Consider the following 15,274-nt stretch of genomic DNA (forward strand, 5'->3'; position numbering starts at 1 on the left):
ATTAATGCAAAGTCCATCGAAAAATTTTTCGATGGACTTTGTGTTTGAAAGCTATTTAATAAAACTATACAGAAAAGGAGCTTTATGAGCCTTGCCTAAAAATTGTTTTTCGTGCCTTTTTAAAATATCCAAACCTAGTATTTGTCGTTGGAAAGTAGTTCTACGAATCTTTTCTCCTAAAATCGCTTCATAAACTTGTTGATATTGTTTCATAGTAAACTTTTCTGGTAATAAATTAGCCCCAACCAATTTTTTATTGATGTTGTCTCGAAGCGTTTGCAAGGCTTTCTGTACCATTTCATGGTGGTCTAGCATCAGAGGAGGCAATTCATTGACGGGATACCATTCGCACCTATCCGATAATGTATCTGGTTGTGGGTTTACTTCATTAAAATTGATTAAGGCATAATATCCCACCGAAATGAAGCGCTCTAAAAGCCAATGTTCTTCGCCCGAGTTTAAATGTCCATTATTTAACATTATCTGTTCTATGGTTGCAGGGACAAACCTTTCTAAAGAACCAAAAGTATGAAACTGTTCGAGATAAATATTTTCTAAACCCGTTCTGTCGTGCAAACCTCTTCTTACAGCATCGTTTAAGCTTTCATGCACTTTGACAAATCCTCCGGGCAATGCAAAGAGTTTGGTATTGTGATACTCTAAAATAAGAATCTTCAAGGTCTCTCCGTCAAACCCAAAAATGACTGAATCGTAGGCAATATGAGGCAAAAAGCCTGATTCTTTTGCGGTGTTTGCATACTTTTTATGAATAGCCCTTTTTGTCATTTTTAAAAAATAATAAGATTTAATTGTATTTTTCTGTAAATCATTTTATTATTGTCACAAAATGAGACAATAAGTTCAATCTTTCGTAAAACTAACAAATAAAATGAAATTTAGCATCAGACTGTTATGCTTACTCTGTGTATTAATGAATCTAAACATTACTGCTCAATCGCTCAAAAATGGATATGTATTGCCAATTCAAGCCAAAACGGTAAATGGCATTGTGGAAGGTGAATTTGATGTTCGTACCAATACCCATAGTTTCAAGGGTATTCCATTTGCTCAGCCTCCTGTTGGTGATTTAAGGTGGAAGGAACCGCAACCTGTAAAAAACTGGACAGGCGTTTTAGAAACCAAACAGTTTGGCCCTAAAGCGGTACAACCAGCTATTTTTGGAGATATGGGTTTTAGAAGTAATGGCATGAGTGAAGATTGTTTATACTTAAACGTGTGGACACCTAAAGTAAGCAGTCAAGAAAAATTGCCAGTGTTAGTATATTTCTATGGCGGAGGTTTTATCGCAGGCGATGGCTCTGAACCAAGATATGACGGCGAAAGTATGTCGAAAAAAGGAATCGTTACAGTTACTTTGAATTATAGATTAGGCATTTTTAGTTTCTTCTCACATCCTGAGCTTACGAAAGAATCTCCTCATAAAGCTTCTGGTAATTATGGTTACTTAGATCAAAACGCAGCATTGAAATGGGTAAAAGCTAATATTGCTAATTTTGGTGGTGACCCTAACAAAATTACGATAGCGGGCGAGTCTGCAGGTTCTGTTTCAGTAAGTGCGCAAGTGGTATCGCCATTATCTAAAAACTTAATTGCGGGTGCTATTGGCGAAAGTGGTGGATTGGTTTTTCCAACATTAGCAGCTGTTACTTTACAAGATGGAGAAAAAACAGGCGTTGCCTTTGCTCAAAAAGCAGGAGTGAGTACATTGAAAGAATTGCGTGCGATGACTACTTATGAAATTTATCAGAAAATGATGGAATTTGGTGTGTGGAATTTCAAATCAACAATTGATGGATATTTCTTGCCAAAAACATTACCAGAGATTTATGCGAGTAAAGAACATGCCAATGTGCCATTATTATTAGGGTGGAATTCAGAAGAAATGAATTATAAGGCTTTAACCAAAGGAAAGGAAGCTACAGCGGAAGTGTATACCAATACTGTAAAAGAATTGTACGGAGACAAAGCACAAGAAGTGTTGAAATTATACCCTGTAGGTACAGCCGAAGAAACAGAACAGTCGGCAACGGCATTGGCTGGCGACCGCTTTATTGCTTATTCTACTTGGAAATGGTTTGACGAACACCGTAAAAATAGCACACAGCCAGTGTATCGTTATTTTTATGCACACCCTAGACCCGACATGAAAGCGCAAGACCTTGAGGCTGCCTTGGCAGGGGGAGTAGTAAAAAGAGATAAAAATGCTCCGAAACCAGCAAAGCCAAAAGGCGCTGTTCACTCAGCAGAGATTGAGTACGCGATGGGCAACTTAGCAGGCAATACTACGTACGATTGGAACGAAGACGATTATAAAGTATCACAAACGATGCAAAATTACTTTGCTAACTTTATCAAAACGGGTAACCCGAACGGAACAGGCTTAGAAAACTGGCCAGTGGCTAAAGACGAAGCCAATCCAGATGTAATGATTATTAAAGTACAATCAAAGGCCATCAAAACGCCAAATGATAATCGTTATTTATTTTTAGACAAAGAGTATCAGAAGAAATAAATAGTAAAAATTTAAGCGACTGTCTTAATAAGCAATATTATCCATCTAAATGAAATTTGGAAGTATTACTATTAAGACAGTCTTTTTTAATAATAGTCTAAAGTTTAAAGTCTAGAGTCTAGTGTCCTAAATTCTAGTATCTTTAAGTCTAGCGTCCTTTAGTCCTAAATCTTCAAGTCCTGAATTCTAGTGTCTTTAAGTCTAGCGTCTTTAAGTCTAGCGTCCTTTAGTCCTAAATCTTCAAGTCCTAAATTCTAGTATCTTTAAGTCTAGCGTCTTTAAGTCTAGCATCCTTTAGTTCTAAATCTTCAAGTCCTAAATTCTAGTGTCTTTAAGTCTAGCGTCCTTTAGTTCTAAATCTTCAAGTCCTAAATTCTAGTGTCTTTAAGTCTAGCGTCCTTTAGTTCTAAATCTTCAAGTCCTAAAGTCTAGCGTCTTTAAGTCTAGCATCCTTTAGTCCTAAATCTTCAAGTCCTAAATTCTAGTGTCTTTAAGTCTAGCGTCCTTTAGTTCTAAATCTTCAAGTCCTAAATTCTAGTATCTTTAAGTCTAGCGTCTTTAAGTATAGCATCCTTTAGTCCTAAATCCTCCAGTCCTATAGTCTTAACAGATAAACACTAATATTTTAACTAAATCTAAGAATAGTTACAATTTTGAAAATGATTGTAAAAAATAGTGTTAATGAGTCCTTAAAATTTGCTTTTTTCAAAGTTATATCTGTAATTTTGCTTACAGAAAAATAACCCATCTTTAATTTTTTTTTAATCTGAGATTTATTGCGAATTCTTACCAAAACCATTTGACATTTAATACATTGGTTTAGGGAACTTTATTTTCCAAAAAATAAGTTCTAATAATTCAAAAAAAATATAATTAAAGTCATGTCTGACGCAATTAAACACGAGTGCGGGATAGCGCTAATCCGTCTTCGGAAAGACTATCAGTATTATATCAACAAATACAACACGCCATTGTACGGTTTGAATAAATTGTATTTGATGATGGAAAAACAAGTAAACCGTGGACAAGACGGTGCAGGAGTTGCTAACATCAAGATTGATGTTCCTCCGGGTCACCGTTATATCAGTCGCTACCGTTCTGTAGAACAAAATGCTGTACCTGATATTTTTGGAAAGATTTACAAGAAATTCCGAAAGGCTCTGAAGGACAACAAAGACAAAGCTAAAGATGCTCATTGGATTCAAGAAAATGTGGCTTTTTCTGGCGAAGTATTTTTAGGACACCTTCGTTATGGAACACACGGACAGAATGAAATAGAGAACTGTCATCCGATGCTGAGACAAAGTAACTGGCGAAGCAGAAACTTAGTAATGGCTGGAAACTTTAACATGACAAATGTTGAAGAGTTATTCGATAAACTGGTTTCGTTAGGACAGCACCCGAAAGAAAAAGTAGATACAGTAACGGTAATGGAGAAAATCGGACATTTTTTGGACGAAGAAAACCAACGCCAATTCGAATATTTTAAAAGTGAATATCATAATCCAGAATTATCGGATGTTATTCAGGATAATATAGATTTACAAAGGGTTCTACAACGTTCTTGTCGTGATTTTGATGGCGGATACGCCATGTGTGGAATGACTGGATACGGAGCAGCTTTTGTAGCCCGTGACCCCGCAGGAATCAGACCAGCATTTTATTATGCCGACGACGAAGTAGTGGTAGTAGCTTCTGAAAAGCAAGCCATTAAAACAAGCTTCAACTGTAATTATGAAGATATTAAAGAGGTGCAACCAGGACACGCTTTAATCATCGATAAAAAAGGAGATTATTCTGAAAAACAATTCATCGAGCCCATCGAAAGAAAATCTTGTAGTTTCGAGCGCATCTATTTCTCAAGAGCTTCAGATCCAGATATTTATGCAGAACGTAAGCAATTAGGACGTTTAGTGATTCCTCAGGTACTCCAAGAGGTGAGCTTCGACCTGAAGAATACGGTATTCTCGTACATTCCTAACACTGCCGAAACAGCCTTTTTGGGAATGATTGAAGGTTTGGAAGATTATCTTGCTAAGGAACGTAAAAAGGCTATCATGGAAGGTGTATTGTTTGAAAAAGACCTTGAAGATTTGCTCACTTTCCGTCCAAGGGTTGAAAAATTGATTTCTAAAGATGTTAAGCTAAGAACATTCATTACCAACGATGCCGACCGTAATGACATGGTAGCTCATGTATATGATACTACTTTTGAGGTAATCAAGAAAGGCGTTGATAATGTAGTGTTGATTGATGACTCTATTGTTCGTGGAACTACCTTAGAGCGTTCTATCGTGAGGTTATTGGATAAATTAGGCCCTAAGAAAATCGTTATTGTTTCTTCGGCACCACAAATTCGTTATCCTGATTGCTATGGTATAGATATGTCGCGTATGAAAGAATTTGTAGCTTTCCGTGCGGCTTATCAGTTACTGATTGAAAGAAATATGGATGATGTGCTAGAAGATACACTAGGACGTTGTTTAACAGCAATAGAATTAGGAACTGCTCATAAAGAGAACTTTGTAAAAGCTATTTATGAACCGTTTACAACAGAAGAGATTTCAGATAAAATTGCTGAGTTAGTAAAACCAAAAGACTTGAAAGCTGAATTAGCAATTGTTTATCAAACAGTTGATAGTTTAAACAAGGCTTGTCCGAATGATACAGGAGACTGGTATTTTACAGGTAATTATCCAACACCAGGAGGGAACAAAGTAGTAAATACTGCTTTTGTAAACTTTATGAAGGGTGTTGAGATGAGAGCTTACTAGTAGAGCAGCGATATAGAATAAATAAAAACGACTTGCCGAAGATGATTTGGCAAGTCGTTTTTGTTTATCATTAACTAATCCTAGCCCAGTTGCTAGCATTTGCTTTTTGCTGTTCTATTTGTTCTTTAACCATCGCATTTTGGGGTAGGTCTAAGTCATGGTCTTCTTCTAAGATGGCTGTAGCACATTCTCTGGCTACCCTTAATATTTCGCCATCTTTGGCTAGGTCTGCAATGAGTAAATCTATTACGCCGCTTTGTTGCGTCCCTGATAAATCCCCTGGCCCACGTAATTGTAAATCTACATCCGCAATTTCAAAACCATCCGTTGTTCGTACCATGGTTTCTAAACGGATACGGGTATCTTTGGAAAGCTTTACATCTGTCATCAAGATGCAATAACTTTGTTCTGCCCCACGTCCTACACGTCCACGCAATTGGTGTAGCTGTGATAGCCCAAAACGTTCGGCACTTTCAATGACCATAATAGAAGCATTCGGCACATTTACGCCAACTTCAATCACGGTGGTTGCTACCATAATTTGCGTTTCTTTTTTGATAAAGCGTTGCATCTCAAAATCTTTGTCTGCTGGCTTCATTTTTCCATGAACTATGCTAATATGGTATTCAGGAAAGGCCCTTACTATGCTTTCGTAACCATCAGCCAAGTATTTGTAATCTAATTTTTCAGACTCCTCAATCAATGGATACACCACATATACTTGTCGCCCTTTTTTGATTTCATCACGCATAAAACCAAACACATTTAAGCGGTGCGAATCGTAACGATGAACAGTTTTGATAGGCTTTCGACCTTTAGGTAATTCATCAATGATAGAAACATCTAAATCTCCATACAGCGTCATGGCCAAGGTTCGAGGAATAGGAGTAGCCGTCATTACCAGAATATGAGGATGAATAACTGAGTTTTTCTCCCACAGTTTGGCTCTTTGTGCTACACCAAAACGATGTTGTTCATCAATAACTACAAAACCTAAGTTTTGAAACTGTACAATATCTTCCAAAATGGCATGTGTTCCCACTAAGATACTTAATGAACCATCCAAAAGCCCTTCATGAATACTAGCGCGAGCTTTTTTACGAACAGACCCCGTCAGTTTATCAATTTTAATGCCTAATGAATCTGCAAAATCTTTTAAGCCTTGATAATGTTGGTCTGCTAAAATTTCGGTAGGGGCAATAATACATGCCTGACAGCCATTACTTATGGCCAAAAGCATACAAATGAAAGCAACAATGGTTTTGCCTGAACCTACATCACCTTGCAAAAGCCTATTCATTTGTTTGCCCGATTTCATATCTTCAAAAATCTCTTTGATTACCCGTTTCTGGGCATTGGTTAAATCAAAAGGAAGATGATTTTTATAAAATTCTGTTACTAAAGTAGTACTCTTAAAAACTTGTCCTTTATAGTCAGTCCTTCTATTGAGCTTTTGTTTGATAAGTCTGAGCTGATTATAGAAAAGTTCTTCAAACTTCAACCTGCGTCTAGCTTGATGTAACCAAGCTTCTGACATGGGCAAATGAATATTATAAACAGCGTCTTTCTTTTCTATCAAACGGAACTTCTGTCTGATATTTTCAGGTAGTGTTTCTCGGATTTGTGAATAGGAGATGTCTAATAAATTGCGTTGCATCGTCGCAATTACTTTAGAATCTATATAGCGTTTTTTTAGTTTTTCGGTTAAACCATATACTGGCTGAAAATATCCTCCTTTTTCATTGGCTGGGTTAAGCAATTCCATTTCGGGATGTTGCATTTGTGGGCGACCTTGAAAGAAAGCAGGTTTGCCATAAATAACATATTCTGAACTTGGTCTTAACTTTTTCTCTAAAAAACTTACTCCCTGAAACCACGTTAATTCCATCGTACCCGTTCCATCAGAGAATTGGGCAGTAAGACGAGCCTTATGACCTTCGCCCATTTTCTCCACAAAATGTAGCCTTCCTTTTATTTGCGCTACTTCCATTCCCTCATATAAGTCGGCTATTGTATGGAATTTAGTGCGGTCTTCATACCTGAAAGGATAGTATTGAATTAAGTCGGCATAGGTGAAAATTTGCAATTCAGTATTGAGGAGTAGTGCTCTTGCAGCACCTACACCCTTGAGGATTTCTATGCGGGTATCGAAAAAATTGTTTTGCATAATTTTGCTCTTAATCGCAACGTTATTAGTAAGTTAGTAGTCTTATATTGAATTGCTGCATGAACATATTTGCCTTTGGTTGTTCAAAAGAAATACAATATTTTAGATAGATGATAAACAATTATGTGAAAATACTGATTTTTATATTAAAATATTACCTTTAAGCCCTCTGAATCTCTAAAGAAAATATACTAATTAATACTTCCCCTCTACGCTTTTTTAATAAAAAGACTCTCTCGAATCCAAAAACTATGAAGAAAATTTACGTTGCATTTTTTTGCGTTCTCTGCTTTTTAAGTAGCTTCCAGCTCCGAGCCAATCACATTCTTGGGGGTAATTTTAGTCTTGTCCGAGGGAATACCCATGGTTCATTTACTTTGACTATGCATCTCTATTTCGACAATGCTGTTAGAACAGCTACTGCACAAGACAATGGGATAAAAGTAGGTATTTTTCGTAAAAGAGATAATTTTTTAATGAGGACACTTACGTTATTCACTGCTGATTTAGCAGGTCGTCCTTTTGTTTATAGTAATGCGGCTTGTGCTACTAATCAGGGATTGAATATTACAGACATCACTTTTTCTGAAAACATAGACTTAAATCCAGATGAGTATAATGATGCACAAGGCTATTATCTGACCTATGACAGATGCTGTAGAAATTCAGCCAACAATATTAGCAATTCATCAAATACAGGAATGTTATTCTATCTGGAATTTCCAGCATTAAAGATAAATGGTGTTGATTTTGTAAATTCTTCTCCAGAATTCACGACGCCTAATGGTGAATATATTTGTAAAGGTAAGCCATTTAGGTTTGATAATTCTGCTACAGATGCTGATGGAGATCAATTACGCTACTCTTTCGTAACTCCTTATAGAGGGTATAGCGTAGGGGGGAATAATATAAATAATCCTATCGGGTCTTCATCCATTCCATTGATTAATTGGAACAGTGGTTATAGTGCCATTAGCGCTATCCCAGCCGAAAGTCCCGGTATGAAAATTGACAACCAAGGAATAATGACACTAACCGCTACCGAACTTGGACTTTTTGTATATTCGGTGATGGTAGAGGAAATTCGGAATGGAGTAGTAATTGGTGTTTCCAGAAGAGATTTCCAACTGAAAGTAATAGATTGTTTTGATGCACCCGCCAAACCAGACATTTTTAAAGACTTATCACCTATTAAAACACATACAGCTACTATCGATTTTTGTGATTATGGATTTGTAGAATTAGCTACAGAAATCAATACGAAATATAGTTATCAATGGCAAAAAAACGATGTTAATCTTGTTAATGAAAATCGTTATAAAATCAGAATTAATGAACCAGGGAAATATACTGTAATAATTGGCTATAATACTGGTTGTAGCGAATCGACAACTTCTGATGAAACAATTGTTAGTAAAGTTGCTGGGGAACAATTTGTGATTAATCCCGATGAAAAAAAGGCTTGCCTTGATGAAATTCCAATTAAATTAAGTATTCAAAAACAAAATGGAAGTGCGTTTTCGCCGAGTGATTATAGTTATCTGTGGACTCGTAATGGCTTTGACATTCCCAATAATAATAGCCACATATTAGAGGCTAATTTATCTGGAGAATACTTAGGTCGGATGAAACAAATAGGAGGTGTTTGCGAATATGAACCTTCATCGAAAGTAACAATCTATGCGCTGCCAGATGCTTTGATAACAAATACGATTAATAAAAAAGTGATTTGTGATACAGATACTATTCCGCTTGTAGCCAATTTAGGATACAACCTGAAATACGATTGGTTTAAAGATGATGTCTCAATCAAAAAATCAGCAGATAATACCTTAAATGTATTAAAATCTGGGATTTATAAAGTATTAGTGACAGACGACAACGGATGTAAAAAGATGTCTGATACGCTAAAACTTACAGTAAACCCATTAACCCCCATCAGATTTGATACAATTTATCCTTTTTGTGGTACTACAAACCTAAAAGTTAACTTATTGAACTACGTCAGTCCTTATGATGCCACTAAAGCTAAATTTATAGGCAGAGGTGTAAATGGTACTACCTTTGAACCATTAATTTATGGGTATTCTCCAATTACCTATCAATACACCAATGGTTTTGGCTGTGTATCTAAACTCAATAGAATAACCTTTGTTGATTTAATTCCGAAAGTGCTATTAGGTAACGACCAAATTATTTTCAAGGGCGATACTATTACCTTAAAAAGTATCACGAGCGGAGGTTTTGATAATAATTTGATTTACGAATGGTCTCCAACCAATGGTTTGAACAATCCGAGTATCGCTAGTCCTATTGCTTCACCAAGTATCACTACCGAATACGTTTTAAAAGTAAAATCATCTACAAGTAGTTGTACTAATAGCGATAATATTGTGGTAAAAGTGAAAGCCAAGATTATTGTGCCGACAGGCTTTACACCCAATCAAGACAATGTAAATGATGTTTGGGAACTAGAAGGTATCGAAGAATATCCAAATGCTGAAGTGAAAATTTATAACCGCTGGGGCAACGAAATTTTTAGTACGCTGAGTTATCGCTCTAATCCATTTAATGGGCGAATAGATAATATTAGCTTACCAGCAGCCACTTATTATTACGTGATAAAAGCCGATGCAGACATCCGCCCCATCACAGGATATTTAACCATTGTCAGATAATTTTAAGGGTGAGAGCAGTAAAATGCAGGAATGAGATTAAATTTGCAGTCGGGGACAACATTTTTAGCCCTACAAATCTAAATCATTATGCAAGGATTACTAGATCAACAGTTCAATGAAGGTGGCGTTGTCATTACCAAAGTAGATGACCTTATCAACTGGGCACGCTTAAGCTCGCTTTGGCCTATGGGCTTTGGTTTGGCTTGCTGTGCTATTGAAATGATGCAGACGATGGCCTCTGGCTATGATTTAGACCGCTTTGGTGTTTTTCCGAGACCTTCCCCTCGGCAGTCGGATGTAATGATTGTAGCAGGAACAGTTACTTTCAAAATGGCCGACCGTATCCGTCGTTTATATGAACAAATGCCTGAACCTCGTTATGTAATTTCGATGGGAAGCTGTTCAAATTGCGGAGGACCCTATTGGGAACACGGCTATCATGTAGTGAAAGGGGTAGATAGAATCATCCCAGTAGATGTATATGTGCCAGGCTGTCCGCCTCGCCCCGAGGCTTTGATTGGTGGTTTTTTGAAACTGCAAGAAAAAATCAGAAGTGAAAGTTTAGTAGCTCCGAAGGCATTATTAGACATGGAAGAGGAAGAAGCCAGAAATCAAAAACCAGCATTTGCCATTAATGCCTAAGCAAGATGAACATAGAAAACTTTAAAGATATTCTGATAGAGAAATTTGGAGAAGCCATCATTCTTCAAGCCGACCACCAATGTATTACTGTACCTACAGAAAACATTGCAGAAGTATGTCAATTAATGCTTGAACATCAAGATTGCTACTTTGATATGCTATCTTGCCTGACGGGTTTGGATAATGGTGTTGAAAAGGCAACGATGGAGGTAATCTATAACCTCTATTCAATCCCTTACGAACATAAATTGATGTTAAAGGTAGTTTTCCCAAGAAATGAAAAAGGAGAAGCTTTGCCCAAAGTGCCTACTGTTAGTAATATTTGGAAAACAGCGGATTGGCACGAAAGAGAAACCTTTGATTTAATGGGAATTGAATTCACAGGTCATCCAGATTTAAGAAGAATTTTATTACCCGAAGATTGGGATGGACATCCACTTCGAAAAGATTATCAGGCCCAAGAATACTATCATGGTATCCAAGTAAAATATTGATTCCTCCTCCTATCCAATGAAAATAAGTGTTGTACTGATTACTTTTAATTCTGAAAAAACATTGGCTAAAGTATTGGCAACAGTAGTTTGGGCAGATGAAATCGTGATAGTCGATTCGGGCAGTGGTGATAAAACGCTTAAAATAGCCGAGCGATATAATGCAAAAGTTATCTACAGAAAGTTTGATAACTATGGTGTTCAGAAGAACTTTGCTACCCTGCAAGCTAGCAACGATTGGATACTTTCACTGGATGATGACGAAGAACTAAGTCCTGCTTTACAACAAGAAATACAAAGCCTTTCGCTAGAAGAGATGCCATATCAAGCCTATAAAATTCCTCGCTCTTTAATCTTTCTGGGGAAATTATTGCGTTTTAGCGGAGAATATAAAAGGCTTACGCTCAGACTTTTCAACCGCAACTTTGGCAATTGGAATACCGAGCACGTACACGAAAGCGTTGAGATTCAAGGGAAAGTAGGGGTATTGAAAAACCATATTCTACACGATAGCTACCGTGATTTGACAGACTACTTCAATAAGTTCAATAAATATACTTCACTAGGAGCAAAAACGCTGGCAGAACGTGGCAAAAAAGCCTCTGTTGCCACCATCGTTACTCGTTTTCCTATTACTTTCTTAAAGATTTACCTGCTGAAAGGGTCTTGTTTAGATGGTTACGCAGGTTTTATGTGGGCTTTACTTGCCGCCATGAATCCCGTAATTAAATACGCTAAACTGAAGGAAGCAAAAAATCTTTAGTGGTTTTAAACTCAAAGCCTTCTTTTTGTAAAAAAGCCATCAGCTTATCGAATCGCTCCAACATTTTTTTGCCGTTATTTCTATGTAAGTAGAAAGGATATTTTGCGCCATTGGGTAAGGCTGTATAGTCTGTAAATTCCCAAGGATGAAAATACAAATGTAAGTAGCCGTCAGCTTCTACTACTTTTTTGCATAAATAGAAAAAATAAGACAAAGGGAAATTATGAAAGGCTATCCAAAACAAAGGTACTCGCCAAGCAGGTGAAACCGAAGCAGGGAAATGAATCAGGTTGTTCTGAGTGAAAAATGTACGAGAGATATGGCGATAATCGTATCGCCCCGGTAAATATGTTGGATTGATAGAGGCATTATATAAATAGCCAGCATCTAGCAAATCAGCATCCGAAACAGGCGCCATCCTAGGCATTCTAAACCCAACAATTGCTTGTTGGGTAATGTTTTCCAGAATAGCTTTTGACGTACTTAAATCTTCTTTTTTATGGCTAGAATGATAATGATTATGCGAAGCAATCTCATGCTTTTTGCTTAATTCCTTAATCTGTGCTGTTTTTGCCAAAGCATATACTCCCGTACAATAAAAGGTAGCAGTAGCTTGATATTTATCTAATACTGAAACAATGGACTGTAAACCTTGATTAGAAGTGGCGATTTGCTCTTCCATAGGCGGAACACCGCCATATTCAAAGGGCATATCAAATTCTTCTACATCAAAACTCAACAAGGCTATTTTCATGAATATTTTGTTCTTGAACAATGTACAAAGGTCTTTCTTTATTTTGGATTAAAATTTTGCCAATATAAATTCCTAAAACCCCTAATACGATTAAATTTAATCCTCCAAAAAATGCAACCGTCATTAATAACGATGCCCAACCATCAACGGCTTTACCAACCGCAAAGCTATACATTACGTAGGGTAAGTACAAAAATGATAAAAGAGCAAAGAAGAAACCTATGTAAATGGCAGTGTATAAAGGCTTAATACTGAATGATGTAATACCTGCTAATGCCAAGCGCAACATTTTTGAAAAAGTATATTTACTTTCTCCAGCAAAACGCTTGTTGGCTTTGTATTTAATCGTTGCTTGGTCAAAGCCAATCCACTGAATCATCCCTCTTAAAAATACATCTTGTTCTTTGGTATTTTTCAAGGTTTCAGTTACCTGTCTGTCAATCAAACGGAAATCAGCTTGTCCGGGTTCTAGTTTTAGGTCACTTACTTTATTCAGGATTTTATAGAAATTCTTGCTAGACTGTCTTTTGAACCATGATAAATCTTGGTCTTCTTCACGAAGCGTATTGACCATGTTCACTTTTTTAGAAAGCCAAATATCAATCAAATCTGGAATCATCTCTGGCGGATGCTGTAAGTCGCTATCCATCATGATAATAGCATCAGCATTGATGCTATCGATACCCGCCTTTAAGGCTATTTGTTGCCCAAAATTTCTTGAAAAAGAAATATATTTTACAGATTCGTCTTTATGGGCTAGTGTTCTAATGACAGCAAGCGTATCGTCTTTACTACCATCATTGACAAAACAAAACTCAAAATTATAAGGTAATTTATCTATTACTTTTTTTACGGCATGGTAAAAAACTAAGAGGTTTTCACCCTCATTGTATGCCGCCGAAAGGATACAAATGTTTATTCTTGACTGATCCATAATGATTTAATTTCTGAGGTTTCACTTAAAAAAAGTTGATAAATACAAGCAAACCAAACCAAGCAACACGGCAAGGCTTTGATTGAGTAAACAATAAACTTCATTCGCAACCAAGCTGGTAGAATATCTGTTGCTGAAAGCGAAGTAAAGGCTACAACTGTAAAAAGTAACATCCAAACCCATCGTTCCACAGGATGCGCCTGTGTAATAAACCAGATTGCCACACCAGCCACCGCAATAATAAAAGTTGGGGATTCGGATGATGATGAAAAAATGACTACAAAAATGGATAAGGAAGCAAGGTATCTTAATTGAAAGAGTAAGTTTTTATATTGTTTAAATCTTAATAGAGGAAGTACTTGTAAAATAAAACCAGGTACAAGAAAGAACAGATTAGAGAGGTTAGGGAAACCGCCTACTCTTCTGACAAAACCCATCAGCGAAACATCTTGCATACTCGTACCAACACCATTTTCAACGCCTTGATTTTCAATGTTTTTATGAACCAAGCTATTGAACCAATCGTAATATGATTGTACTACAAATTCAGGCGAACTGATAGCCATGGGTAAAACAAAAAGGATAACGGCCCACATAATAGCATATCCAATGTATTTTAGCTTGCTATCTGAAAATACCCAGAAAGCTAACCCTACGATGCCATATAGCTTTACAAAGACGCCAATCATTACAAAAAGTGTTGCCCATATTACTTGGTCTTTTTTTACATAATACCACGAAAGTATTATCAAAGCCACAACACTAGGATTTACTTGTAAATTATGAGATGAAGTGTTTAAATCGACGATGCAAATGGCTAATAAAATCCATTGATAGGCTGGTTTTATAGGCAATAAAGCAAACGCTTTGTAAAGTACAAAAGCATGGAATGCTACCCAAATCGGAATGCCGATTACATCAGGAATGAATGTAAAAGGCATAATAATTAAACTAAACAACGGTCCATAATGATTAGAATCAAAATATTCCTGTGGGTATAATTCGTATAAATTATTAAAGTGTATGAGGTGTGTAAATACACCTTTAAAAATATTGTAATTATTTATTGAATGAAGTCGCCATTTCATAAAGCCAGCAACAACAGGCAGTAAAAACCACAAAATTGGAAGTAGCTTTCTTTTGTCTTTCAGAACAGAAAATGTCATTCTATTGTATTTGTTTCCTTTGAGCAATTAGTTTTACCTTACTTATGTTCAATAATCGTGCTATTTTTAACAAACATGAAGTTTATTAGGATAGAAACGGCAAAGTGCTATTATTGACGTTAATTGGTTCAATAAGGTTGGACTGGACATAACAAAAATGATAAGACAAATTCTGAGAAGAATTGCGCTGATACACACGGTGCAAGAAAACCTTTTGCCAGAAAGAGTAGACAGTGTTGAGCACATATTCTACTTGAGAAATCCTTATTCCAATTACAGAAAAAGGGTTTGGTAGTTTTAATGATTTAATCATAAAAGCAATTAGTATATATCCTAAAGAGGTTTCAAAGCCTTAGTGGGAGCTTCTAAACA

At 36.5% G+C, this 15,274-nt stretch carries 11 protein-coding genes; 6 read left to right on the plus strand and 5 right to left on the minus strand.

What is annotated here, in order from left to right:
- Positions 1-51 precede the first annotated feature (51 nt).
- Positions 52-786, minus strand: a complete 735-nt coding sequence (locus J2Y60_RS07185) for an NrtR DNA-binding winged helix domain-containing protein (protein WP_309915424.1) — start codon at positions 784-786, stop codon at positions 52-54.
- Positions 787-889: 103 nt separating this feature from the next.
- Between J2Y60_RS07185 and J2Y60_RS07190 the strand changes: the two genes are divergently transcribed.
- Together J2Y60_RS07190 and J2Y60_RS07195 are read left to right on the plus strand one after the other, a co-directional pair.
- Entirely contained in the window at positions 890-2,533 is a 1,644-nt protein-coding gene (locus J2Y60_RS07190) for a carboxylesterase family protein (protein ID WP_309915427.1), read from the plus strand.
- 881 nt (positions 2,534-3,414) lie between these two features.
- Positions 3,415-5,307 (plus strand): amidophosphoribosyltransferase, encoded by a 1,893-nt coding sequence (locus J2Y60_RS07195; protein WP_309915429.1) that lies wholly within the window; start codon positions 3,415-3,417, stop codon positions 5,305-5,307.
- A gap of 70 nt (positions 5,308-5,377) precedes the next feature.
- On the opposite strand, the gene recG is transcribed toward J2Y60_RS07195, so the two are convergent.
- Positions 5,378-7,474, minus strand: a complete 2,097-nt coding sequence (gene recG / locus J2Y60_RS07200) for an ATP-dependent DNA helicase RecG (RefSeq protein WP_309915432.1) — start codon at positions 7,472-7,474, stop codon at positions 5,378-5,380.
- A gap of 383 nt (positions 7,475-7,857) precedes the next feature.
- Between recG and J2Y60_RS07205 the strand changes: the two genes are divergently transcribed.
- From J2Y60_RS07205 to J2Y60_RS07220, 4 genes are all read left to right on the plus strand, one after another.
- On the plus strand, positions 7,858-10,152 hold the full coding sequence (locus J2Y60_RS07205; RefSeq protein WP_309915439.1) for a gliding motility-associated C-terminal domain-containing protein: 2,295 nt from the start codon (positions 7,858-7,860) through the stop codon (positions 10,150-10,152).
- 87 nt (positions 10,153-10,239) lie between these two features.
- On the plus strand, positions 10,240-10,794 hold the full coding sequence (gene nuoB, locus J2Y60_RS07210) for an NADH-quinone oxidoreductase subunit NuoB (RefSeq protein WP_309915445.1): 555 nt from the start codon (positions 10,240-10,242) through the stop codon (positions 10,792-10,794).
- A 5-nt stretch (positions 10,795-10,799) separates the two neighbouring features.
- Positions 10,800-11,288, plus strand: a complete 489-nt coding sequence (locus J2Y60_RS07215) for an NADH-quinone oxidoreductase subunit C (protein ID WP_309915447.1) — start codon at positions 10,800-10,802, stop codon at positions 11,286-11,288.
- Positions 11,289-11,304: 16 nt separating this feature from the next.
- On the plus strand, positions 11,305-12,048 hold the full coding sequence (locus tag J2Y60_RS07220) for a glycosyltransferase family 2 protein (RefSeq protein WP_309915450.1): 744 nt from the start codon (positions 11,305-11,307) through the stop codon (positions 12,046-12,048).
- Here the strand turns inward: J2Y60_RS07220 and J2Y60_RS07225 are convergent.
- Genes J2Y60_RS07225 through J2Y60_RS07235 form a run of 3 tightly spaced genes read right to left on the minus strand, consistent with a single transcriptional unit; the run spans position 12,020 to position 14,902 of the window.
- Positions 12,020-12,802, minus strand: coding sequence for a polysaccharide deacetylase family protein (locus tag J2Y60_RS07225; protein ID WP_309915453.1), 783 nt, complete (start codon positions 12,800-12,802; stop codon positions 12,020-12,022). The two genes, J2Y60_RS07220 and J2Y60_RS07225, sit on opposite strands and share 29 nt — an antisense overlap.
- Positions 12,777-13,736 (minus strand): glycosyltransferase family 2 protein, encoded by a 960-nt coding sequence (locus J2Y60_RS07230; protein ID WP_309915456.1) that lies wholly within the window; start codon positions 13,734-13,736, stop codon positions 12,777-12,779. The genes J2Y60_RS07225 and J2Y60_RS07230 overlap by 26 nt, the downstream gene beginning before the upstream one ends.
- Positions 13,718-14,902, minus strand: a complete 1,185-nt coding sequence (locus J2Y60_RS07235; protein ID WP_309915459.1) for a glycosyltransferase family 87 protein — start codon at positions 14,900-14,902, stop codon at positions 13,718-13,720. The genes J2Y60_RS07230 and J2Y60_RS07235 overlap by 19 nt, the downstream gene beginning before the upstream one ends.
- Positions 14,903-15,274: the final 372 nt, after the last annotated feature.

It is taken from the genome of Arcicella sp. BE140 (genome assembly GCF_031456255.1).
Lineage (GTDB): Bacteria > Bacteroidota > Bacteroidia > Cytophagales > Spirosomataceae > Arcicella > Arcicella aquatica.